Origin of the sequence: Halobacillus sp. Marseille-P3879, from assembly GCF_900240285.1 — a bacterium.
Taxonomy (GTDB): domain Bacteria; phylum Bacillota; class Bacilli; order Bacillales; family Halobacillaceae; genus Halobacillus_A.
In genome coordinates, this window is sequence record NZ_OESS01000001.1 from 155,780 (window position 1) to 176,998 (window position 21,219).

At 42.0% G+C, this 21,219-nt stretch carries 28 protein-coding genes; 17 read left to right on the plus strand and 11 right to left on the minus strand.

Annotation, left to right across the window (positions count from 1 at the left end; translation table 11 throughout):
- Positions 1-2: 2 nt before the first annotated feature.
- Together C1A12_RS00820 and C1A12_RS00825 are read right to left on the minus strand one after the other, a co-directional pair.
- Complete coding sequence (locus C1A12_RS00820; protein WP_101841957.1) at positions 3-1,121, minus strand: glycerate kinase; 1,119 nt, start codon at positions 1,119-1,121, stop codon at positions 3-5.
- A gap of 119 nt (positions 1,122-1,240) precedes the next feature.
- A complete protein-coding gene (locus tag C1A12_RS00825) occupies positions 1,241-2,296 on the minus strand; it encodes a sugar diacid recognition domain-containing protein (RefSeq protein ID WP_101841958.1) in 1,056 nt (351 codons plus the stop codon).
- Between the two features lie 152 nt (positions 2,297-2,448).
- Here C1A12_RS00825 and C1A12_RS21470 point away from each other — a divergent pair, with 152 nt between their 5' ends.
- The 6 genes from C1A12_RS21470 (at position 2,449) to C1A12_RS00850 (ending at position 6,032) form a co-directional block, all read left to right on the plus strand.
- On the plus strand, positions 2,449-2,580 hold the full coding sequence (locus tag C1A12_RS21470) for a hypothetical protein (protein WP_255408369.1): 132 nt from the start codon (positions 2,449-2,451) through the stop codon (positions 2,578-2,580).
- Between the two features lie 447 nt (positions 2,581-3,027).
- On the plus strand, positions 3,028-3,276 hold the full coding sequence (locus tag C1A12_RS00830; RefSeq protein WP_101841959.1) for a hypothetical protein: 249 nt from the start codon (positions 3,028-3,030) through the stop codon (positions 3,274-3,276).
- Between the two features lie 61 nt (positions 3,277-3,337).
- Positions 3,338-4,069, plus strand: coding sequence for an ATP-binding cassette domain-containing protein (locus C1A12_RS00835; protein WP_101841960.1), 732 nt, complete (start codon positions 3,338-3,340; stop codon positions 4,067-4,069).
- A complete protein-coding gene (locus C1A12_RS00840; RefSeq protein ID WP_101841961.1) occupies positions 4,020-5,384 on the plus strand; it encodes a hypothetical protein in 1,365 nt (454 codons plus the stop codon). Before C1A12_RS00835 ends, C1A12_RS00840 begins: the two co-directional genes overlap by 50 nt.
- Entirely contained in the window at positions 5,371-5,646 is a 276-nt protein-coding gene (locus C1A12_RS00845; RefSeq protein WP_101841962.1) for a hypothetical protein, read from the plus strand. Before C1A12_RS00840 ends, C1A12_RS00845 begins: the two co-directional genes overlap by 14 nt.
- A 2-nt stretch (positions 5,647-5,648) precedes the next feature.
- On the plus strand, positions 5,649-6,032 hold the full coding sequence (locus tag C1A12_RS00850; protein WP_101841963.1) for a metalloprotease family protein: 384 nt from the start codon (positions 5,649-5,651) through the stop codon (positions 6,030-6,032).
- Between the two features lie 47 nt (positions 6,033-6,079).
- Here the strand turns inward: C1A12_RS00850 and C1A12_RS00855 are convergent, their stop codons facing one another.
- Genes C1A12_RS00855 through C1A12_RS00865 form a run of 3 tightly spaced genes read right to left on the minus strand, consistent with a single transcriptional unit; the run spans position 6,080 to position 7,505 of the window.
- The gene (locus C1A12_RS00855) at positions 6,080-6,430 is read right to left on the minus strand and encodes a hypothetical protein (RefSeq protein WP_101841964.1); all 351 of its coding nucleotides are present in this window, start codon (positions 6,428-6,430) and stop codon (positions 6,080-6,082) included.
- A 27-nt stretch (positions 6,431-6,457) separates the two neighbouring features.
- A complete protein-coding gene (locus tag C1A12_RS00860) occupies positions 6,458-6,958 on the minus strand; it encodes a methylated-DNA--[protein]-cysteine S-methyltransferase (protein ID WP_101841965.1) in 501 nt (166 codons plus the stop codon).
- The gene (locus C1A12_RS00865) at positions 6,945-7,505 is read right to left on the minus strand and encodes a bifunctional transcriptional activator/DNA repair enzyme AdaA (RefSeq protein ID WP_101841966.1); all 561 of its coding nucleotides are present in this window, start codon (positions 7,503-7,505) and stop codon (positions 6,945-6,947) included. Before C1A12_RS00865 ends, C1A12_RS00860 begins: the two co-directional genes overlap by 14 nt.
- A gap of 124 nt (positions 7,506-7,629) precedes the next feature.
- On the opposite strand from C1A12_RS00865, the gene C1A12_RS00870 reads away from it, so the two are divergent.
- Together C1A12_RS00870 and C1A12_RS00875 are read left to right on the plus strand one after the other, a co-directional pair.
- Positions 7,630-7,785: a VOC family protein gene (locus C1A12_RS00870; RefSeq protein WP_159462114.1), complete on the plus strand. Its 156-nt coding sequence runs from the start codon at positions 7,630-7,632 to the stop codon at positions 7,783-7,785.
- 228 nt (positions 7,786-8,013) lie between these two features.
- Positions 8,014-8,331 (plus strand): DUF3139 domain-containing protein, encoded by a 318-nt coding sequence (locus C1A12_RS00875; RefSeq protein ID WP_159462115.1) that lies wholly within the window; start codon positions 8,014-8,016, stop codon positions 8,329-8,331.
- A 228-nt stretch (positions 8,332-8,559) separates the two neighbouring features.
- Here the strand turns inward: C1A12_RS00875 and C1A12_RS00880 are convergent, their stop codons facing one another.
- The 5 genes from C1A12_RS00880 to C1A12_RS00900 form a co-directional block, all read right to left on the minus strand.
- Entirely contained in the window at positions 8,560-10,221 is a 1,662-nt protein-coding gene (locus C1A12_RS00880) for an alpha-glucosidase (protein WP_101841969.1), read from the minus strand.
- Between the two features lie 28 nt (positions 10,222-10,249).
- On the minus strand, positions 10,250-11,074 hold the full coding sequence (locus C1A12_RS00885) for a carbohydrate ABC transporter permease (RefSeq protein WP_101841970.1): 825 nt from the start codon (positions 11,072-11,074) through the stop codon (positions 10,250-10,252).
- The gene (locus tag C1A12_RS00890; protein ID WP_101841971.1) at positions 11,074-11,934 is read right to left on the minus strand and encodes a carbohydrate ABC transporter permease; all 861 of its coding nucleotides are present in this window, start codon (positions 11,932-11,934) and stop codon (positions 11,074-11,076) included. The genes C1A12_RS00885 and C1A12_RS00890 overlap by 1 nt, the downstream gene beginning before the upstream one ends.
- 71 nt (positions 11,935-12,005) lie before the next feature.
- A complete protein-coding gene (locus C1A12_RS00895; RefSeq protein ID WP_101841972.1) occupies positions 12,006-13,277 on the minus strand; it encodes an ABC transporter substrate-binding protein in 1,272 nt (423 codons plus the stop codon).
- Between the two features lie 225 nt (positions 13,278-13,502).
- Positions 13,503-14,495 carry a LacI family DNA-binding transcriptional regulator gene (locus C1A12_RS00900; RefSeq protein WP_101841973.1) on the minus strand — a complete coding sequence of 331 codons (993 nt, stop codon included), beginning with the start codon at positions 14,493-14,495 and terminating at the stop codon, positions 13,503-13,505.
- A gap of 203 nt (positions 14,496-14,698) precedes the next feature.
- Between C1A12_RS00900 and C1A12_RS00905 the strand changes: the two genes are divergently transcribed.
- The 7 genes from C1A12_RS00905 to C1A12_RS00935 all read left to right on the plus strand — a co-directional run bounded on the left by C1A12_RS00905 (position 14,699) and on the right by C1A12_RS00935 (position 19,455).
- Positions 14,699-14,971, plus strand: a complete 273-nt coding sequence (locus C1A12_RS00905) for a hypothetical protein (protein ID WP_101841974.1) — start codon at positions 14,699-14,701, stop codon at positions 14,969-14,971.
- A gap of 43 nt (positions 14,972-15,014) precedes the next feature.
- Positions 15,015-15,278 (plus strand): hypothetical protein, encoded by a 264-nt coding sequence (locus C1A12_RS00910; protein ID WP_101841975.1) that lies wholly within the window; start codon positions 15,015-15,017, stop codon positions 15,276-15,278.
- A gap of 64 nt (positions 15,279-15,342) precedes the next feature.
- The gene (locus C1A12_RS21610; protein ID WP_159462116.1) at positions 15,343-15,717 is read left to right on the plus strand and encodes a DUF3221 domain-containing protein; all 375 of its coding nucleotides are present in this window, start codon (positions 15,343-15,345) and stop codon (positions 15,715-15,717) included.
- A 97-nt stretch (positions 15,718-15,814) separates the two neighbouring features.
- Positions 15,815-16,237 (plus strand): FosM family fosfomycin resistance protein, encoded by a 423-nt coding sequence (fosM, locus tag C1A12_RS00920; protein WP_101843240.1) that lies wholly within the window; start codon positions 15,815-15,817, stop codon positions 16,235-16,237.
- Positions 16,238-16,804: 567 nt separating this feature from the next.
- The gene (locus tag C1A12_RS00925; RefSeq protein WP_101841977.1) at positions 16,805-18,364 is read left to right on the plus strand and encodes a BCCT family transporter; all 1,560 of its coding nucleotides are present in this window, start codon (positions 16,805-16,807) and stop codon (positions 18,362-18,364) included.
- Between the two features lie 175 nt (positions 18,365-18,539).
- On the plus strand, positions 18,540-18,755 hold the full coding sequence (locus tag C1A12_RS00930; RefSeq protein ID WP_101841978.1) for a hypothetical protein: 216 nt from the start codon (positions 18,540-18,542) through the stop codon (positions 18,753-18,755).
- Between the two features lie 133 nt (positions 18,756-18,888).
- A complete protein-coding gene (locus C1A12_RS00935; RefSeq protein ID WP_101841979.1) occupies positions 18,889-19,455 on the plus strand; it encodes a GNAT family N-acetyltransferase in 567 nt (188 codons plus the stop codon).
- 156 nt (positions 19,456-19,611) lie between these two features.
- On the opposite strand, the gene C1A12_RS00940 is transcribed toward C1A12_RS00935, so the two are convergent.
- The gene (locus C1A12_RS00940) at positions 19,612-20,148 is read right to left on the minus strand and encodes a DUF2179 domain-containing protein (RefSeq protein ID WP_101841980.1); all 537 of its coding nucleotides are present in this window, start codon (positions 20,146-20,148) and stop codon (positions 19,612-19,614) included.
- Positions 20,149-20,511: 363 nt separating this feature from the next.
- Here C1A12_RS00940 and C1A12_RS00945 point away from each other — a divergent pair, with 363 nt between their 5' ends.
- Both C1A12_RS00945 and C1A12_RS20970 read left to right on the plus strand, forming a co-directional pair.
- Positions 20,512-20,955 carry a GNAT family N-acetyltransferase gene (locus C1A12_RS00945; RefSeq protein ID WP_101841981.1) on the plus strand — a complete coding sequence of 148 codons (444 nt, stop codon included), beginning with the start codon at positions 20,512-20,514 and terminating at the stop codon, positions 20,953-20,955.
- An 89-nt stretch (positions 20,956-21,044) separates the two neighbouring features.
- The gene (locus C1A12_RS20970) at positions 21,045-21,194 is read left to right on the plus strand and encodes a hypothetical protein (RefSeq protein WP_159462117.1); all 150 of its coding nucleotides are present in this window, start codon (positions 21,045-21,047) and stop codon (positions 21,192-21,194) included.
- Positions 21,195-21,219: the final 25 nt, after the last annotated feature.

Sequence of the window (21,219 nt, forward strand, 5' to 3'; positions counted from 1 at the left end):
CTTTATGTGATCATCAGACGGGCAATCTGCCGCGCTGTCTGATAAAGATTATGCTCAGCATGCTCAATGCATTCATCCAGCGAAGACGGCCGCTGTACGATAGAGAAACAGCCTGTAAACAACTCGTTCAGCTGATCTAAGTCCTCGCCGAGACTGCCGGATAAAAGAATGACGGGCTTCGCGTGCAGACGGGCCAGTTCAGCCACGTAGCCCGGGGCTTTTCCGTAGATGGTCTGCTCATCGCTCTGGCCTTCTCCCGTAATGACGAGGTCGGCCTGTTGAATAGCATCTTCTAAATCCACCGCTTCGGCGACAAGCTTGGCTCCTGACTGCAGCTCTGCGCCAATGGCCAGGAAGGCAAACCCTAAGCCGCCGGCCGCTCCGGCTCCCGGTACATCGGCTAATTCTTTGTTCAATTCTTTTTCAACCAATTGACCGTATGTTTTAAGTGCCTGATCATACTCACGTACCTGCTGCTTTGAGGCTCCTTTTTGCGGGCCGTAGACGTGACTTGCGCCGCGTAGACCCGTCAGCGGATTATCCACGTCACAGGCGATACGGATCGTCGCTTCCGCAAGCCGGGTGTCGAGCCCTGAGAAATCGACCTTTTGAACGGTAAAAAGATCTTTCCCGAACATGCCGGCTTCCTTCCCGTCAGCTGTTAAAGCCTTCATGCCGAGCGCCTGCAGCATGCCGAGGCCGCCATCGTTGGTGGAGCTGCCTCCGATCGCAATGATCAAGTCGCGCTCACCCCGGTCTAAAGCATGACGTATCGCTTCACCGATCCCGTAAGTCGTTGTCCGGTCAGGATTTTGTTTTTCCTGCGGAACGAGGGGAAGCCCGGCAATATTTGCTCCTTCAATGACGGCGCGGTGGTCACTGAGACTGATATACCAGCTTTCTGAAGGCTCTCCAAGCGGTCCGGTGCACGAGAGTGAAACCTTTTCGTGCTTAGTGGCCTGCGTCAGCGCCTCAAGCGTTCCTTCTCCGCCGTCGGCCATCGGCTTCATCACAGGCGTAACCTCAGGGTCTGCCGCTTGAAAGGCTTTCCCCATAATTGTAGAAACTTCAATTGAAGACAGACTTCCCTTAAATGAATCAGGGGCACATACAACGTTCATTATCCATCCCTCCAACAATTCGTCTTACCCCCATTTAATAGCAAAGAAAGGCACAAAACAATTGATGAAAAAAACAAAAATGAAACCGTTTACTTGTGCAAATGCACAAATAAACGGCGTTAAAGTGACTCTTTTAATAATATCGTTTTTAAAATGATGGCATCTTTAAAGCGGCGGGGATCGAGCCCTGTTTTTTTGCTGAGCTGATCCAGCCGGTAGATGAGAGTGTTGCGGTGGATGTGCAAGTCATTGGCGGCGACGTTCATTTTCAGATTGTTATCAAAAAAGCAGTGCAGTGTCTCGACGTAGGAATCCTCCAGCTCGTTCAGCCGCAGGACATACTCCGTTGTGATTTCCTCATAAACCGCAGTATCAATATGGTTCATCAATCGTTCGGTTTTTAAAGAGGAGCTGTACACCACTTCTCCATGAACGCCGGCCAGTTCAATCGCTTCGCTGGCCTGTTGATAGGACTGACGCAGGCCATCCAGCGAATAGCCGGGTTCGCCGACTCCGGTCAGCACATCGGCTTCGCTTTCAATCGGCAGCGGCTGATCAGCAGGTAATGCTGCCACCACCGAATGATCTTCGTACGGGAGGACAAATAGGGGGGCCAGATATTCCAGGGACGGACTTAATCTTTCTGCCAGTTCATAGGGGCTGCTTGCCTGGTAAACGACCACCTTCCACTGCTTGTGAATCTCAACCTGAAGGGTATAAATGGCTTCGCGCTCCAGTTCCTGGGTATCGACCTCTGCCGGCTGCAGAAGCTTCTGCAGCCAGTGGTTCCACTGCCGCTCCTGGAAGAAGGCTTCCTTCTGCAGGCGCATTTGATCCAGTGTGATTTCCACCGACCCCTGTGTCATCCGGGCCGCCTGCATCACATCCTCCGGTTTTCCAGTCAACCCCACGACCCCCGCCAGCTCCCCGTGGTGAAAGATCGGCAGGTTCACTCCCGGCTTCACATTAGAAAAATCATCGGCGTTGCCGTTGGTAATGATGTTCGGCTGCTGTGATTCGATCACAGCCTTCGCTCCGCCGTGAAGCTGATGGAGACGCACGGGATCGGTACTCGCCACAATTCTTCCGTGCGGATTCATCAGGTTGATCGGAACGTCGATGTATTTGGATAAGCGGCGGATAATTTCCTGTCCGAGTTTTTCAGTAAGTTCCATGAGGGCGCCTCCTTTTTTGTTCTATCTTAACAGAAACGTTTTGTACGCCACGAAAAAATTTATATAGGTATTCGACACCTCCCACTGTACCGCTTTCGATTAGAGAAGTGCAGAGGTCTGTTATGCCCTCAATTCAAAGGAGGAAAATAATTATGAATGATTTAAAAAACTTAGCTCAAACTCATAGAACCTGCTTGTTAACGTTAGGAACAGCATTTTGGCTTACACTGGAGCAGTCTCCCGACATGGAGCGGAAAAACTCTTCTAAAGTCCAGCTTGAGTGAGAGCTCACGTTTCTTTGTTGTGCAAAGAATAAACCATTTCCGAGAAGCGATGCAGGCATTGACTTTTTAAATGATTTCCAAATTGAAGGCTGGGAAGGAGGACGGGCTGAAGGTTGAGAAGGGGGTATTATTTAAAAGAAAAGAAAATAAAAGAAAGAGCAGGTAGTAACGACTCCTCAACTTTCAAATAAATGGTTGAAGCTGCTTCTGACAGACAAGCAAAATGACCTGGTCGGAAAGAATGACGTCGAGGAAAACGTATGGGCAGTTGGTGGGGTGAAGTTGAGAGACGACAGGGCATCCTTCCTCCTTTTTTATTTTAAGATTAGTCATAAAATACTGTTATTTAGCAAATTTGGAAGATAATGTGTTAATTTTCAGAATAGTATGCTACCGTTTAACTAGAATTATTTTACATTTTGAAGAATAGCTCAAGAGGAGGATAAAATGGTCGTTCTAAATAATATCCAGATTACGTTACTTGGGTGGTTTTACGCTTTAAAAAATCAGCTCGCAGAAAAACATCATGATGTCGTCGAGAACAAATGGATCATTTGGGTTGTAGTGTTAATTGCTGTCATCGGGGGGATTGGCTACGCGTATTACTGTACAAGCAAAGGGTACAGTTTCTCCGGTCAGGTCAGGTGGAACTGGCCTAGAGTGTGGGATATTGGCATAGGCTGTAAACCGAATTAAATTAAACTAAAGAGCTATTCTTCAAAATGCAAATTGACTACTTTACATTAGGATTGAATCTATGATTACTATTTCAGAGCTTCAGAAGTCATATAAAGACAATAGGGTGTTACAGAAGCTGTACATCGAGTTTGACCCCGTCGGCATTGACATCATCGTCGGGATCAACGGATCGGGTAAGACGACGCTCTTAAACTGTATATGTGACATTACCCCGTTTGAGAGCGGATCGATTACAGTCGATTCCATCGACCGAAAAGAAAAACAAGCGAAAGAGAAAATGTATTATATTCCTTCAGACTTTTATCTGCCGGAATATTTATCCGGGAAGGAATACGCTGACTTTGTGTTCTCCAGGTATCCTCATAAAGATCTCAAGCAGTTTAACTTCGTGATTCGATTGTATAATTTAGAATCCGCCTTACATAAAAAGATAAGTGATTACTCCTATGGAATGAAAAAGAAGCTGCAGATTGCAGTCTCCTTAGCACTGGATGTTCAATACGTTTTAGCTGATGAAATCTTTAACGGGCTCGATTATGAAAGCTACCTGCTCACGGAATACTTGATTAATACATTCGCAAACAGCCGTAAATTTATTCTCGTGTCTCATAATATGGATTATATTAAACGGAATACGAGGGCTCGTGTCTATTTACTAAGCGCTGGAAAGATGGATCTGGTTGAAGATGTTTATCAAATTGAGGAAATCGTAATCAATAATGGAGAATTAAAAAAATATTATGATGAAATTGACAGATTCTTATACGATCACAAAGGTTCTATTGAATGAAGTCTTTCACAATATCCTCTCGAACCATATTTTCAAAAAGAAAAGAAATCGATATCTCTTATTGGCTGTCCTGTTTGTGGTTTATGTCGCTTACTATCTCTTAAATTTGTCGCAGTTGAATCAAATCTTTATTACCGAAGAGCAGACGAATGCTTCCCTTCAGAATATGCTGTTTTCCAGTTTAACGAATGTCATCATTATTATCTCGGGGTTTATCTATTTGATTGTGACCATTTCGTTTTCTTTAACGAGCCGTATGCAGTATCAGCTGAAGATTCTGCCGTTTGAACGGGGGAGTATCTGGCTTGGAAGTATATTGTTTAAGTTGCTGTTAGGGTACGTTTCTTTTTTAATCGTTTTCGCTATTATTATCCCTCTACTAAATTTGTTTTATTTTTCGTTAAGTCTTAATTTACTCGTTCTCGTTTACTGTCAGCTGTTGTTTTTCTTCAGCATTTCGTTTTATTATTTGTTTTTTCATGTGATCAGTGTGAAATTGAAGCTGACTGCTTTTAACATCAACCACATTCTATTAGTGGTTTTTCTGTTCTTTTATTTATTTGTTTTTCGGTTTCAAATCGATCAGGTCGTCCGGTCGCTGAACTTTGAACTTACGATTCTGGTGGTGTCGGGCTTCATCGTTCTGCTGGCAGCAGGGACGCTGTTATCTGCCTTACTCATATCCGGGCTTCAGACCGATCGTAGTGAAGACGTCTATTCATCGAGTGATTTTTATTCGATGACGAGAATTCCAATTCCGATGAACCACATGTCCCTTTTATGCTTAGGGATGTTTCGCAATAAATTAACGCTGCGGTTAAGTGGCATCGTACTTCTCTTCTTTCTGCTGTCATGGATCGATACGAGGAGTTTGTATACGGCGATGACTACGCTCGTTTACCTTTATCCCGTCATTTCATTTTCAGCGATCAGGTATTACAGCACGACGATGTCCTACCGTAAGATGAACCCGTTTTTTGCTCTGACAGCCTCTAAAGAGACGCTGATGACGGCTTTAATGAATATCATGATCAACCTTCCCGTAATTATAGCGGCGATTCTATGGTCAGGAGATTACATCAAGACTACTTATTATGCGCTCATTATCTTTGAATCCGCCTTGATGATGGGAATTATCTTTCCAAAAAATAAGAGCTCGGTGAACGAATTTTCCGCTTCCATCCTATGTGTCGTACTGGCCCTCTCTTTATATTTGATTTCGAATCATATGGTTATTTTCCTGGTGATTTTTACGGTATTGTCTTTCATAAAATATTACTTATTAAGGAGGAGCTATTACGTTGAAATTAACTAAGTTTATTTTTATCGGGACGGTCGTCTATCTCGTTCTCTTTTTAATCGATTATCTTGTGACCTTGTTCTCGATCGACGAATCCGGTGAATACAAGTCGACGTTAGGATTGAACATTGATATGACGATGAACGAGGAAGAATTATTCACCAACTTCTCTTTAACCCCTCAGGTATTAATCACTTTTGTGTCATGGCTGCTGATCGTATGCCTGGTCTATTTAGTCGCAAAACGTATAAGCCAAAGAAGAGTGTTTGATAAGTAACGATGGACAATTATGTGATGCTGATCGAGGTGTTATTTTTTCTCTATCTTCTTTTGTTTGTGGTGTTGCTGCTTCATGAGCTGATTCACCTGCTGTTTATCAAACTGTATAAGAAAGAGATCCAGTCGTTCGCCATCTATCCCTGGGGCGGGAAGGTCGTTTATGTGAATGATCGCAGCTATGCTGATATCTTAGTCATTTCAGCTGCGCCCAATCTCTTTCTTCCGATGCTTGGCTTTGTCGTCTTTTACCTGGATGGAGGGCTGTACTCTAACGCCTTTGCCTTCTTTTGTTTGATCAACCTCTGGAACCTGCTTCCGTTTACTTCGGACGGCTCTGCCATCTTGTATAGTGTGATGAATTTAGTCGAACGAAAGAAGGCTTGACGAAAGAAAAGAGTGCACCGGATAAGGCGCACTCTTTAAGATGTTTATTATCTGACACGTTCAATCGTGTAGCTTCCCCGCTCCGTCACCAGCGAAAAACGATCTCCCTCAAACTGATACTGAGTCGAATCCTCCAGCGGAATTTCATACATTGAGGACGGAAGCGGCTGAAGTTCCTGCTCATTCGTCTGTGTAGTGCCCGTGCCGTTTAAATGCAGGGCGTGCATCGGCTCATACTCATCGAGTCTTCTTGTATCGGTTTCATACGAAATATCGTTCAATTGCATAATAATCGAATCCTCATCCTCAAGCTCCTGCTTCGTGATCTTGATCGTCTCGCCACTCCATTGCTGCAGCAGCTGATTAAATTCTTCAACGGTTAATGTTCTTTCGGTCATCTTGATCCCTCCTGCCTATAGAATGGCCTAATGGGGGGAGGAATTATTCAAAAGGGATCCTTCGAGTTTCAACAGTGCTTCTTTCATCCGTAAACCACCTGCATACCCGGTCATCGATTGGTTCTTCCCAATGACGCGATGACACGGAACAACAATCGGAATCGGGTTCAGCCGGTTCGCGTTGCCCACAGCCCGTACCGCTTTTGGACTGCCGATCTTCGCAGCAATGGCAGAGTAGGATTTCGTGTCACCATAGGGGATGGCGTGAACCTGCTTCCACACTTTTTTCTGAAAATCGGTTCCTTCCGGGTTAAAGGGGAAGCTGAATCGGACCCGCTCGCCGTGAAAATATTCTTCGAGCTGTTTTATGATCGGCTGAACCACATTCACCTCAGTTCTTATTTCCTTATGTTTGTTTTGAAACTTTTCCCAGAGCTCGTCGGTTAAGCAGATCCTGACCAGCTCTCCAGATTCACCGGCCACAATTCGCAAACGGCCAATCGGTGAATCGTAATCAGCATAATACATGGTTGTGCTCCTTTCTATACTGCTTCGGTGTCTGACTGGTATGACGTTTAAAGGCCTGATAAAAGCTGGCTGCGTTTTGAAAGCCGACGTGATAACAGATGTAAGTATTGGTATGGCTGGTGTGCCGGAGGAAATGCTTCGCTTGTTCAATCCGGAGCCTTTCCACATACGCATGAGGAGTTGCTGATGTATGAGCTTTAAACACCCGTCCGAGGTGAAACGGACTCACTTGGATATGAATGGCGATCTCATGAATCGATAAGGGCTTCCAATAGTTTTCCTGTAAAAACTGCTTCGTGTTCTCTACCAGCCTGGCGTTCAACTGGTCACCTTTCTGCTGATCAGGACGGCACCGCTTGCACGGACGGAAGTCGTCTGCTTCTGCTTCAGCCGGATCGTTGAAAAAAAGCACATTCTTCCGTTTCGGCGGCTTCGACGGGCATGACGGCCTGCAGAAAATGCCCGTCGTTTTCACGGCATAATAAAACACACCGTCGTATTCCTTATCACACGCAATCACGGCTTTCCATTTCGCTGCATCATCCATCCTCTACACCCTTTCCGAGAACCTTTCTGTCTTTGTTATACCACGAATTGAATGAAGAAACATTTACTTTCTTGCGTTCTAATTGAGAAAAATATGGTAAATTAAGGATAGAGGAGGAATGCTGATGATTGAACGAATTGATACGTTGTGCATGATCGTAAGTGACGCTGAAAAATCCACACGCTGGTATGAAGAGGCGTTAGATTTTAAGGTTGTATTTAAAGGAGAAGGCTACCGTGTCCTGCAGGTAGGCAGATGGAGGCACGCCACTGACGATTGAAGAAGGGCAGGTTCAACCTGTAACGAACCAGACCTATCCGATTTTCTTTTCCACACAGATCACTAAGCTCCATGAGAATCTGCAGAAACAGGGCGTCCGGGTTAGCGATGTACATAACGACGAAGTGAACCAATATTTTAACTTCTATGATCCTGACGGGAATCAGCTGCAGGTCTGTTACTTTGAATAAAATCAGAAAGGTGATGAATTATTAAAAATTTCGTTTTTTTGATCATAGGCTTATGGATAGGAGCGGCGCTGGGGTGGGGGGTTACCAGTTATTTCTCACCCGATTTAAATGAGATGAACGAACTTGAAGATGAAGTAGAGGCTTACCTGCGGGAGGATCAGGGATATGACAGAGATGAGCTGGAAAGTGTAAAGGCGGCCCATAATAAAAAATTCATAGGAAATCCTGCAGAGTACCGGGCGGAAGTCGTATTTACGGATGAACCGAGCCAGGAATACTTTTACTATACAGACGAAAGCGGGGATGTCTACCAAAGCACAGCCACGGAAGGAAAGCATACAGAGACTGAGCTCTAATGTTAAAATATTAGGCAGTTGAATGTTAAATTATAGAAGCTCTTCTTGTTTGAAAGGAGACGGGTAATCAGGAGTACCATGATAGAGGAAGGAGTGTGGAAGGTCAGATTCGAGGTAGAACGTCTTTTACTTAAGAGATAGTGGAGGACATTAACTCACCAATGAGATAATTATCTACTAAAATGAATGAATTGACCCTCCTTTCCCCTAATAAAAGACACTTACCATTTAGATAAGTGTCTCCATTAATCGATAAACCCGCACTTCAAACGGCTGCAGCAGCCCACCTTCCACCGGATCATAGTTACTCAGGCAGATCTCCTCTGCACTTCCCCTAACGGACTCCTCCCTAACAACAGCAGGTTCTTCCGTTAGATTGGCCGTGATAAGAAACGTCTCACCCTCAAAGCTTCGCGAATAGGCAAAGATTTGGTCGTGGTCAGGCAGTTCAAGCTGGTAACTTCCATATACGAGAGTGGGGTGGTCCTTTCGCAGTTGAATTAAGCTTTTGTAAAAATGGAAGATAGAATCCGGTCGTGCCATCGATTCTTCGACATTGAGACTTACGTAATTCGGATTTACATTCATCCATGGATCGCCTGAGGTAAATCCAGCATGAAGATCGGAATTCCACTGCATCGGTGTCCGTGAATTATCGCGTCCGCAGTGCCATATCGATTCCATTACTTCCTCGTGCGCTTTGCCGTTCGCTGTTTCATGGGCGTAGAGATTCTTGGCCGCAACGTCATCATAGTCATCGATCGATGGGAAATGCACGTTGGTCATTCCAATTTCCTGGCCCTGGTAAATAAACGGTGTGCCCTGCATGAGAAAGTAAAACGCAGCTAAACATTTGCTGGAGACGGCATGGTACTGATCATCATTGCCCCAGACGGAAACCGAGCGGGGAAGGTCGTGGTTTTCTAAAAATAAAGCATTCCACCCCGAGCCATCAAGTGCCGTCTGCCATTTAGTGAAAATTTGCTTTAAAGCGTGGATATCTAAGCTTTTTCCAACTTCATTGCTCCACAAATCGGTATGTTCAAATTGAAAAATCATATTGAATTTCCCGTCTTTCTCCCCGACCCACTCGTCGGCTTCCTCAACACTGACACCATTCGCTTCGCCAACGGTCATAATATCGTAGCGGGAAAAGGTTTGCTCATTGAGTTCCTTTAAATACGTCTGAATTCCTGCCTGGTTACGATGGCCTTCAAATGAACAAACGTAGTCCTTCTGCTCCGGGTTCGGAAGGTCAGGAAAACCGGGGGACTTTCTAATATGCGAAATCGCGTCGATGCGGAAACCGTCAATGCCTTTATCAAGCCACCAGTTGACCATCTCGTATAACGCCTCGCGCACGGATTCGTTTTCCCAATTTAAATCGGGTTGCTTTCGGGAAAAAATGTGCATATAATACTCTTCCGTCTCCTCGTCATATTCCCAGGCTGACCCTTCAAAAATGGAGGCCCAATTGTTCGGTTCTTTTCCGTCTTTCCCGGGATGCCAAATGTAAAAGTCGCGGTACGGATTGTTTTTTGACGACCTCGATTCAATAAACCATGGATGTTCATCGGATGTATGATTGATGACTAAATCCATAATCAGCCGCATACCCCGTTTATGAACTTCTTCAAGTAGGTTATCAAAATCTTCCATCGTACCAAACTCCTGCATAATTCCCTGGTAGTTACTGATGTCATATCCGTTATCATCGTTTGGAGATGAATACACCGGGCAAATCCAGATGACATTGATGCCAAGCTCCTGCAAATAATCCAGTTTGGAGGCGATCCCCGGGAGATCACCGATTCCGTCGCCATTTGAGTCCATAAAGCTGCGCGGATAAATCTGATACGCTACCGCTTCTTTCCACCATTTTCTTTCCATTTCCTGACCTCCTGCTTCACTCTATTCATCACTTCACTGCACCTTCAGACACTCCCGCAATGATTTGTTTCTGGGCAAAAAAGTATCCGATGATTACCGGTATGATGGCAATCGTTAAACCTGCTAGTGCCAGGTGCCACTGCTTCGTATACTGACCGAAAAAGAAAAACATCTTCAACGGAATCGTTGCGTTTGCTTCACTTAATACAAGAGATGGAAGCAAATAGTCGTTCCAAATCCAAATCACATTTAAGATCCCAACCGTAACGGATATCGGTTTTAATAAAGGGAAAATGATCCTCCAGAACAATTGGAACCGGTTCGCTCCGTCAATAATTGCAGCTTCATCCATCGACTTCGATACACCTGTCATCGCTCCGTGATATAAAAAGATTGATAAACTGCATCCAAATCCTAAGTACATGAAAATTAAACCGCCGGCGTTCAGCATATCCGCCTGTCCAAACAAAGCGACCAGCGGGATCATGACCGACTGAAACGGAATGAGCATCGCTGCTACAAATACGAAAAACATAACAGCGCTCAGCTTACTCTTATTTCGTGCAAGGGCATAGCCAGCCATGGAGGAAAAAATAATAATAATGCCCACACTTAACCCCGTAATCAATACCGAATTAAACAACGACTTAAGAAACTCAAGATCGATAAATGCTTCAACAAAGTTCCCTGTAATCCACTCTTCTGGTAAACCGAGCACGCCAGTGAAAATATCACGCTTTGTTTTAAAAGCATTCACAATCATCAAGTAAAAAGGGGCGATCCATATGAGGCCTAGCAAGAGACCAAACACTTCAATCGAGATTAAATTCCGCTTTTCATTGTTTTTCTTCATTACATTTCCACCTCTCGTTTTTTGTTGTAGTACACCTGTGTTAACGCAACAACTGAAACGATAAGGAAGAAGATGACCGCTTTCGCTTGAGCGTAAGCCATGTCGTTATCGGAGAACGCCGTATTGACGATGTCCATGGCCACCATCTGCGTTTGACTCGCAGGACCGCCGTTCGTTAATGACAAATTCTGATCATAAATTTTAAAAGACATCGAAAGCGTCAAAAACATGCTGATCGTAAACGCAGGGGCTACAAGAGGGAAAGTAATATTTTTAAAACGCTGAAGAGGGCTCGCTCCGTCGATTTTTGCAGCTTCAATCAAGTCTTTCGGAATATTTTCAAGATAAGCGATGTAAATGATCATAATGTAGCCTGCCATCTGCCAGCAGGTTAGAATAACAATACCCCAAAAACCCGTGTTCGCCGTAGAAAGCCAGCCGTTGAACCCTTCAATTCCCGTGAGGCCGCCGATATCTCCAAATACACTGATGAAAATAAACTGCCAGATGAACCCGAGAATCAAGCCGCCGATTAAATTCGGCATAAAGAAAACAGTACGCAGCAAATTATTCGACTTGATGTTACGGGTGACGATCAATGCAAGCCCAAGCCCAAACAAATTCAACAAAAGAACGACGACAAAAGCAAATTTTGTTGTAAACCACACTGCCTGCATAAATTCATCTTCCTGAAACAAACGGATATAATTCTCCCAGCCAATAAAAGTCTCCGCCCGAAGTCCATTCCAATCCGTAAACGAATACACCAGTCCATAGAGAAAAGGAATGACGACTACAATGCCTAGACCTAATACAACTGGAGTAAGAAACAACCAAAATGAAAGCGTCCGATTACTCATAACAGCCTCCTCGTGTTTGTAAATGCGGAGAGCTAACAACCTAAGCTGTTAGCTCTCATTCTTTTTTGTAATTATTGACGATAGTTTTCCCAGGTGTTGATGGACTTTTCTTCCACCTCGTCCCACGTCATATCTCCACTTAAATACTGCTGAATATAACCACCAATATCTTCGCCCCATGTTCCAGGATAGCCAAGTAGAACCCAGCCGATTGTGTCTCCTTCAGACGCGTATTGATAAATTTCTTGTGACAACGGATCTGCTATTTTTTCCGTTTCGAAGCCTTCATAAGCAGGGATAAATTTTAATTCTTCAAGAACTGCTTCTTTACCGGTTTCAGACGTGTACATAAAGTCAATGAAATCCTTTGATGCCTGCACTTCGTCTTCCCCGCTGTTCTTGTTCACACCCCAGTAGTTCGGAATTCCAACTGGCATTTTTCCTTCGAGCCCTTCGACCGGAATAGGAATAATCCCTATGTTTTCTTCGGCAAATTCAGGATCCATTTGTTCAACCGACGGGTAAATCCAGTTTCCTTGTTGAATGATTGCCACTTCTTCTAAGGAAAAATATTGTTCAACCTGCTGAGAGTAATCCAGCGTCAAGCTTGGCTGAATTGAATAATCATTTTGCAAGTCAATCATTTTTTGAAACTCGCCGCCTTTTTCAAACTCTACACTGTCCGCTTCATAAGCGTTCAAAACTTTTTGATCAAATTCGGGTGCTATAAATACATTCGATAAATGGCTTCCAGGCACCCATTTTTCTTTAGCGGGGAAAGCAAATACGGCTTCCAGTCCCAACTCTTCTTTTTGGCTGTCCAATTCTTCCACGGCACTCTCTAAATCTTCATACGACAGAAGCTCATCAGCATTCACGCCTGCTTCTTCAAATACACGCTTGTTGTAAATCAATCCATACCCTTCCTGGTTAAAAGGGAGACCACGCACTTCCCCGTCTTTTGTTACAGGCTCCAGGCTGCCTTCAAGAGCTGCATCTGCTGAGGCCGTATCTGATAAATCGGCTAAATACTCCTCAAAACTTTCCGATTCGGTCGGGCCGGCGACACTGAAGATTTCCGGTTCATCTCCAGACGCAAGTCGCGTTTTTAACGATCCTGCATAATCATTTCCTCCACCCACACTCGTGATTTCGATATTGACATTCGGATTTTCCTCTTCATATTTTTCAGCAAGTGCTTCGAACTGATCTTTAAATTCGACTTTTCCCTGATAAATTTCCACCGTCACTTGATCGCCTGAACCTTCATCTGAACCCCCGGAGGAAAACGAGCACCCGGCCAACGATAGAGCCACTGCAATTACAATCATCACTTTCTTCATTTACTCTCCACTCCTTTTTTGATGTGATATCGGTTTCACAAATGTGTAAAAAAATATAATCGACATCTTTTTAAATTCTTAACCTCCCTGTACTGATAAAGCTAAACAAGATGTGTATGCACATATATGATATCGGTTTCATATTGGCGTAAAAATAAAACCCGACAACATGTTCTAATTTGAAGTATACGCCAAAATGAAATCGGTTTCAATATTTTTTTGAAATTACGTAGATTTTCTGACAAGGAGTTCCACAGGCAGTTCGATCTGATTATAATCAGTGTCTTTACTGTTCATCAGCGCAATCAGCTGCTCAACCGACTTTTCCCCAAGCTCATTGATCGGCTGGCGGATCGTCGTCAGCTTCGGCTCAATAATTTCAGCAATGGGCTGATCATCGAACCCGATCACCGCGAGATCCTCAGGAATACGCACACCGTTTTCCTTTGCTTCCATAATGACACCTGCCGCGATCTCATCGCTGCCCGTAAAAATAGCAGAAGGGCGTTCGTCCATCGACAGCATCTGTTTCATCACTTTTTTTCCATCATTGATCGTATGCTTATTGATAAAAATCCAGTTTGTCTGAATGCTTAGCCCCGCTTCCGTCAAAGCCTGCTGGTAGCCATGGTTACGGTCTTTATCTTTACCATCATCCGCAAATAAGCCCCCTGTACAATAGGCAATCTTCGTGTGCCCTTTATCAATCAAATGTTTCGTTCCAATATAGGCGCCTTTCGCCTGATCCAGCCGGACAATAGGTGCTTTAGAATGTAACAAGTATTCGTTGCACAATACAATAGGACCGAATTCTGTATAAGGTTGAATAACATCCCAGTCATTTTCGATCGAGGTCATGATCAATCCATCTACCTGGCGATTTTTAAGCAGGTTTAAAAAATACAGTTCTTTATCTTTATTTTCATTACTTTGAAACATCAACACTTGATAATTACTTTTATACGCCTCTTGTTCAATCGAGTTGACCAAATAGGAAAAAAACGGATTTACAATTCTCGGCACAATTACACCAATTGTACTTGTCGTAGACCCTCGTAGTCTTCTAGCTGACGGATTCGGAACGTATCCAAGCTCTTTCATGGCTTGCTCGACTCGTTCTCTTTTTTCTTTCGCTATATATGGATGCTTGTTTATGACTCGAGACACGGTAGCTTTCGATAATCCTGATAATTTCGCGACGTCTGAAATCGTTGGCACGTTCTATCACTCCACTCCACTACACTGGTTTATGAAATCAGTTTCATATTTTTAGTTTAATGAAGTTATGGAGTTAATGCAATGAAATATAGGTATTTTGGTTTTGAAAAGTTATTAAAAACTGCAAGATCGAATGGTGCGTTTTCGTTATAATGAAACGATTTACTGATGAAATCGTATAGTTGATAAGGGAGGGGCGCAACATGAAGAGGTTCTTATTGATTTTGTTATTAATTGTGAATTTACTATACATAGCGGCTGTTTTAACCGGCTATCCCATGAGGTTTTCTTTCGGATGGAATGTAGGTCTGGGTCTCGTGTGGATCGGCTGTTTACTGCTGTCCGGTATTTTTTTAATCAGATCGGGAAGAAAGAGCGGCTATTCTCCGTATTTATCTTTGACGGTGTTTTCCCTGAGCCTGGCTAGTTTAGGGTGGCACGCTTTTATTAATTATTTATTCTTAATTATGGGTTGAATACGCTAACAACATGATTTTTTATAGAAAAGGAGGAGGTAACATGCTTGAAGACATACTATCAATTATCCTTGCAGTATTCTTAGTTATATCAATTGCTTGGACTGTTAGGAAAAGAAAGAAGCTCGGATATAAGGGAATCAAAAGTGCGCTCACACCGATTTGCTTTTATCTAATGGCCATGATTCAGCTGTTTGCCTTCTGGTTTAACTTGCTCGGGATCATCAGCTGGGTCCTGACTATAACTCTGCTGCTTTTGGGTGCTTATTTTACGAAGTATTCGATTCAGCCGAAAGAGGAGTCTTAGTGGGGTAGAGAGAATAAAGGCAAATGACGGAAAACTCTAAATGCGATCTGTGCTATGAATCGGGGTGGAAGTAACTATTAAAAAAACGTTCGCTTTTTCATTCCTACTGATAATATTAATAGCTGGATGTAATACATATGAAGATATCGATGAGATCGGTCGAGAAGTACCTGACGGGGAATATAGGTTTAATGAAGGGTATATATTAGTAAACTCAGATACTTTAGTAGCAGACTCTGATTTTGAAGTCGAACATATTAACCTGGAGATAAAGGGTTTGCAAAAAAAATATGAGTCAATTGTTCTTTTAAGATATGAAGACCCCTCAATGCTCCAAGGGATTAAAAGTGGGGACAAAGTTAAACTTCAATATAGTTTGATATTGGAATCTAACCCACCAAAGGCTACAGTAAGTAAAATAAAAAAATTACTCAAATAACCACCCAATCTGAAAAAGTGGGCCATCCGTATATTATCCAGGCACGAAATACATAGGATGAAACGCTTTGAACGATCCTTTTTACGAGGTGATCAAGATGTCGATCAAAGGACTTAACCATTTGTTGTTTTCAGTTTCCGATTTAGATCAATCCATCGAATTTTATGAAAACGTCTTTGAAGCTCAATTGTTAGTCAGAGGAAAATCCACAGCCTACTTTGATTTAAATGGAATATGGCTTGCTCTTAATGTTGAGAAAGATATCCCTCGTCATGAAATAAACCAATCATACACCCACATCGCTTTTACCATTGAAGAAAAAGATTTTGAAGAGGTGTACGAGAAACTTAAAGCATTGAAAGTAAACATTTTACCAGGCCGACCAAGAGATCAAAGAGACAGGAAGTCGATTTACTTTACGGATCCTGATGGTCATAAGTTTGAATTTCATACAGGCACTTTACGAGATAGATTAAATTACTACAAGCAAGAGAAACCACATATGGAGTTTTTCGATTAAAGGATTGGATCATGATCTGCCTGGTGGCAGGTGCGACAGAGTTAGTGAACTGGCCAACTAAGACTCGTAAAGACTTTACATAACTTTTATCAGGGTCATTTGTTTTAGGTTTCGCCCCTCAAGGAGCGTTTAGTAAGAAAATAGAAAGAAAATCTCTATTGCGATGGTGAGGACATTTGTCCAACACACATCGTATTTTTTTGCTTAAATTTTGTAAAGGTTGTTCTATCTATTTCCGCCGGCGGGGAAGAAACGGTTTTGTAAAATCTGCTTTTCCTTAACCCATTTCACCTGTTTATTTTCGCACAAATCTGCAAAATCCGACATATATCCGAGCATTATTAGTAATAACGGAAGTGAATCCTTCTAAGAAGAATATATAGGACTTAATCTTTAGGAATGCTTGTAAATCGCATGTGATCCGTACAACTGTTATTGGTAGACTATTTAAGTGTGTGCAAAAATAATAAATTTGCTGGATGATTAATTTTATATTTATCTCAAATAGTTGATTGTTAATGTAACTATTAAGGGTGAATAATAACAAAAAGGAGTTATTTATAAAATATGAAAAATGCGTCGGTTGTTTTTTATACTTCGCTGGGAATTCTGTTATTTCTTGTTCTTATGGGTGTATTGATGCCTGAATCGTTAGAGAGTGTCACGAGCAGTGCCCAAAGTTATATTACCAATTCCTTTGGCTGGTATTACTTAGCTTTAGTTTCAGTTTTTGTCATCGTATGTATTTACTTATTGGTAAGTCCCATTGGTAAGATCAAACTTGGCAAACAGGATGACGAGCCTGAGTTTTCACGTCTGACCTGGATCTCCATGCTTTTTAGTGCAGGCATTGGAATCGGTTTAATCTTCTACGGTACGTTTGAACCGCTTAGTCACTATGCGATCAGTTCTCCTACAGGGGAGCTTGGTACTGATCAGGGCATCAAGGATGCGATGAGGTATACATTTTTACACTATGGAATCCATCCATGGGCGGTCTATGGATCTCTCGCCTTAGCTCTAGCTTACTTTAGCTTCAGAAAAGGGGAACTTACTTTAATTAGTAAGACACTACGACCGCTGATCGGCAAACATGCAGATGGTGTAGTTGGTAAGGCTATTGATATTATCGCAGTGATTTCCACGGTCATGGGGGTTGGAACATCACTCGGATTTGGCGCGATCCAAATAAATGGCGGACTATCTTATCTTTTTGGAGCGCCGAGTAATATGACGATGCAAAGCGTGATCATTGTTGCTGTTACTGCCCTGTTTATGATCTCTGCTTTAACTGGTATAGGAAAAGGGATTAAGATCTTAAGTAATCTGAATATGGGTTTTTCCCTCATCCTTTTCTTATTCGTACTGGCTTTTGGATCGACACTTTTCACGTTAAATTTATTTACAGATACGGTCGGCTCCTACTTGCAAAATTTAATCGATATGAGCTTCCGAATTGCACCGCTTAATGAGGAAACTCGGAGCTGGATTAATGGATGGACCATCTTTTACTGGGCATGGTGGATTGCCTGGGCTCCATTTGTCGGTGTATTTATTGCCAGAGTATCGAAGGGAAGAACAATCCGCGAATTTATCGTGTATGTTCTCCTTGCTCCATCACTTATTAGTTTTCTCTGGTTCACGACGTTTGGAAGCGCAGCGATCACCACAGAGTTATCTGGTCTGATGTCCATATCTTCTCTATCTCCAGAAGAATCCCTGTTTGGTGTATTAGAAGGTTATCCGCTTGGCATGGCCTTCTCGATTTTAGCAATCGTTATTATTGTGACATTCTTTGTGACATCCGCGGATTCCGGTACGTTTGTTTTAGGCATGATGACGACCAATGGATCTCAAAATCCTAGCAGGCAGATTAAGGTGATCTGGGGAATTTTCCTTTCCCTTACTGCACTCGCACTGCTTTATTCCGGTGGTTTACAAGCTCTGCAGAACACGATGATCATTGCCGCTCTTCCGTTTTCCGTTATTATGGCGATGATGGTAGTGAGTTTGCTTAAAGCTTTACAGCGGGAAGCTAAAGAGCTGGGGATTGGTCAACTTAGAGACACGGTAAACAAAACATCGGCGAATAATCGAACGAAAAATCCAAATAAAGAAGCTATGTAAAAAAGGAAGTCTTGTGTCCACCTGAGGGAGACAAGACTTCTTTTTATGTATAACGCGCATGACAGTCTGGGGAAGCTCAGCTGGTTCGTGAATTTCCTTATAATATTTAAATTAGTGAAACTCTACATAAACAATTTCGTATGAAAGATATAGAGTAGGTAGGAGGGGATTCTTTATGAGTAAAGAAAAGAGGGGTAAGGTAAGTGATGCAAAGCTTCATTATTTAATTGCGGTAGCAGCCCTGGTTTCCTGGTTGTTACACTTTGCCGCAAATCTTGATTTCTATGATAGAGAAAAATTGTATTCAGGGATCACTTTTATTTGTATTGCCGTCCCTTTATATGCCGCCTGCGTTTTCCTATATCACTATTTTAATAACAATCATACATAAGCAGGAAGTAGTATAGACCGTATAACCGAGTCTTCAAATTAAGGGAAAAAACCTGTTCCCACGTCTTATCTTTTGCACCAGACTGAATATAACTGTAAAGAAGGAGAAATGTTTATAGAGGAGGGTGAGAAAAATGGTATACCTAGGGCAGAAGCCAATTATCATGGGAGAGAAAGTTATTCTAAGACCTTTTAAAAATGAGGACTTCTCTTATATTGAGGAATGTTTAAAAGATTCCGAAGTAATAAAACTCACAGGAAGCACCTCAGATTTTGATCAGGATTCAGTTCACCATTGGTACAATACAAGAAATGAACAAACTGACCGCTTAGACCTTGCTATTGTGGATCAGTCCCAGCACATCTTAGTGGGAGAAGTGGTCATCAATTTATATGACGGGAAAAGCAACAGTATGAATTTTAGAATACTTATTGGGCCAAGAGGGAGAAACCGTGGTTTAGGAACGGAAGCATCCCGGCTTATTATTGATTATGTATTTAAAATCACTAAACTCAATTATTTAACTTTGAGTGTTTATGACTTCAATCCAAGAGCTGTAAACGTGTATAAAAATCTTGGGTTTGCTGAAGAAAGCGTAGAAGAAAATGAGTTAGAGTTCGAGGGAGAATGGATAGACTCTATAAATATGAAATTGACAAGAGAAGATTGGCTGCAAAAACAGAAGGGATTTTCAACTTAAAAAAACGAGGGATGTTATTTAGAAACCATCCGAAGGTGTCTTGAAATTAAATCTTTCCTTTTATTGGAGGCCATCCGGGCTTTAGTAAACAAGCAGGCCTGTGAAAGTGTAAGCAGGCCTGCCAACGGTCATTCAGACGTTCACTGTATTAGTTTTCTAATTTGATGATTTTCTTTTCTTTGTTTTTTTCATCGCTTTTAACAGGTATCCTCCCTTAAACTTACGCGGTTCATAGGAAATGATAAAAGCATTTGGATCATATTCTTCGATTGTACTCATTACGTTTTCCTCCAGGCTTCTTTTTGTCAAAATCTGAAGCTGATAACGGACACCATCTCTCCCCATTCCTTCAAAGACAGTTACGCCGTATCCATTGTTCCGAAGAGTGGAAACCAGTTCATCATTACTATTTAGTAAGTTAACCGTAAGAGTGGTATATCCTAATGCCAATTTATTTTCAATATAGTTTCCTAAAAAGATTCCTGCTGCAAAACCGAGGGCATAAACAAGCATCTCTGGAATACTCTGCTCGCCACTTAGAACAATAGATAACCCAAATACATAAATTAACGCTTCAATAAATCCAAAAATAGAAGCAAGTATGCTCATATTCTTAACCACAAAAATAATTCGAAGAGATAACGTTGGCACTAATATAATTTGTAATATAAAAATTAAAAGGATGTTAGACATTGATTTAAACCCTTTCTAAAAATAAGTATTATTAATGATTTATCTTCAAATTACCAAAAATGAGAAATTAATGGAAGGCTCCTGCCTCGGCAAGGTGGGAAGTGGTCGAATGGTTATAGCTCTCCTTATTTCTATTCTATGAAGAAGTGATTAATATGTATTCAAACTGAAGCACCAGCAGGGGATTTTACTTTATAATTAGTTAGTATAGCTGATCATCATGAAAGTGAGGGAATTAAATTAGTTGTATAATTAACCTCAACTTGTTTGTTTCGCCTATTGGCGCGATAATGAATAAGTTCGATGGCTTTCGTTGGCTGAAGCAAAGTGGTTTGAAATATATATCAATTTGGAGGGAATTTAATGGAAATCTATCAAGCTACAATTGAAGATTTAGAAGGCGTGTCTGAATTATTTAATTTATATCGAGTGTTTTATGAACAAGCATCAGATGTAGAAGGTGCAGCAGCTTACATAAAAAATCGCCTGGAAAATAAGGATTCTGTAATATTTTTTGTGAAGGACAACCAGGAGTATGTTGGTTTTACGCAGCTATATCCCACATTCTCATCCATCTCTATGAAAAAAGCATGGATATTAAATGATCTATATGTAGAGGCAGGTGCGAGAAACCAGGGAATAGGGGAGCAGCTCTTACGTAAGGTAAAGGAATACGCTATGGAGACAGGTGCTCATAGTATCAGCCTGAGTACCGCACCAGATAATTTCTCTGCTCAAAGGCTCTATGAAAAAAATGGTTACGTGCGTGACTCTCAATTTTTTCATTATGAACTAACAGTAGATTAATAGATTTTCATTTCAAAATAAAAGTTTAGCGATCCGGTGTAGTTAAAGAAGAAATTAGTTGCTCATACGAAGGTTTCAGGAGGATAAAAATGGCCCTGATATTTATCATTTCATTTGTATTAATAATCTATCTTAGCTTTAAAGTAAGTTATATTGAAAAGCTGCTAAAACAGCAGCAGGCTGATCATGAAGAGGTTAAATCTCTTTTAAAAGTAAGCCTCAACAAATCTAATAAGTGAGGGTGACCCTCTTCATTTAAGCCGC

Coding starts and splice junctions, on each gene's coding strand:
- C1A12_RS00820 (WP_101841957.1), bottom strand. CDS start 1,121: ATGAACGTTGTATGTGCCCCTGATTCATTTAAGGGAAGTCTGTCTTCA.
- C1A12_RS00825 (WP_101841958.1), bottom strand. CDS start 2,296: ATGGAACTTACTGAAAAACTCGGACAGGAAATTATCCGCCGCTTATCC.
- C1A12_RS21470 (WP_255408369.1), top strand. CDS start 2,449: ATGAATGATTTAAAAAACTTAGCTCAAACTCATAGAACCTGCTTGTTA.
- C1A12_RS00830 (WP_101841959.1), top strand. CDS start 3,028: ATGGTCGTTCTAAATAATATCCAGATTACGTTACTTGGGTGGTTTTAC.
- C1A12_RS00835 (WP_101841960.1), top strand. CDS start 3,338: ATGATTACTATTTCAGAGCTTCAGAAGTCATATAAAGACAATAGGGTG.
- C1A12_RS00840 (WP_101841961.1), top strand. CDS start 4,020: ATGATGAAATTGACAGATTCTTATACGATCACAAAGGTTCTATTGAAT.
- C1A12_RS00850 (WP_101841963.1), top strand. CDS start 5,649: ATGGACAATTATGTGATGCTGATCGAGGTGTTATTTTTTCTCTATCTT.
- C1A12_RS00855 (WP_101841964.1), bottom strand. CDS start 6,430: ATGACCGAAAGAACATTAACCGTTGAAGAATTTAATCAGCTGCTGCAG.
- C1A12_RS00860 (WP_101841965.1), bottom strand. CDS start 6,958: ATGTATTATGCTGATTACGATTCACCGATTGGCCGTTTGCGAATTGTG.
- C1A12_RS00865 (WP_101841966.1), bottom strand. CDS start 7,505: ATGGATGATGCAGCGAAATGGAAAGCCGTGATTGCGTGTGATAAGGAA.
- C1A12_RS00870 (WP_159462114.1), top strand. CDS start 7,630: ATGATTGAACGAATTGATACGTTGTGCATGATCGTAAGTGACGCTGAA.
- C1A12_RS00880 (WP_101841969.1), bottom strand. CDS start 10,221: ATGGAAAGAAAATGGTGGAAAGAAGCGGTAGCGTATCAGATTTATCCG.
- C1A12_RS00885 (WP_101841970.1), bottom strand. CDS start 11,074: ATGAAGAAAAACAATGAAAAGCGGAATTTAATCTCGATTGAAGTGTTT.
- C1A12_RS00890 (WP_101841971.1), bottom strand. CDS start 11,934: ATGAGTAATCGGACGCTTTCATTTTGGTTGTTTCTTACTCCAGTTGTA.
- C1A12_RS00895 (WP_101841972.1), bottom strand. CDS start 13,277: ATGAAGAAAGTGATGATTGTAATTGCAGTGGCTCTATCGTTGGCCGGG.
- C1A12_RS00905 (WP_101841974.1), top strand. CDS start 14,699: ATGAAGAGGTTCTTATTGATTTTGTTATTAATTGTGAATTTACTATAC.
- C1A12_RS00910 (WP_101841975.1), top strand. CDS start 15,015: ATGCTTGAAGACATACTATCAATTATCCTTGCAGTATTCTTAGTTATA.
- fosM (WP_101843240.1), top strand. CDS start 15,815: ATGTCGATCAAAGGACTTAACCATTTGTTGTTTTCAGTTTCCGATTTA.
- C1A12_RS00925 (WP_101841977.1), top strand. CDS start 16,805: ATGAAAAATGCGTCGGTTGTTTTTTATACTTCGCTGGGAATTCTGTTA.
- C1A12_RS00930 (WP_101841978.1), top strand. CDS start 18,540: ATGAGTAAAGAAAAGAGGGGTAAGGTAAGTGATGCAAAGCTTCATTAT.
- C1A12_RS00935 (WP_101841979.1), top strand. CDS start 18,889: ATGGTATACCTAGGGCAGAAGCCAATTATCATGGGAGAGAAAGTTATT.
- C1A12_RS00940 (WP_101841980.1), bottom strand. CDS start 20,148: ATGTCTAACATCCTTTTAATTTTTATATTACAAATTATATTAGTGCCA.
- C1A12_RS00945 (WP_101841981.1), top strand. CDS start 20,512: ATGGAAATCTATCAAGCTACAATTGAAGATTTAGAAGGCGTGTCTGAA.
- C1A12_RS20970 (WP_159462117.1), top strand. CDS start 21,045: ATGGCCCTGATATTTATCATTTCATTTGTATTAATAATCTATCTTAGC.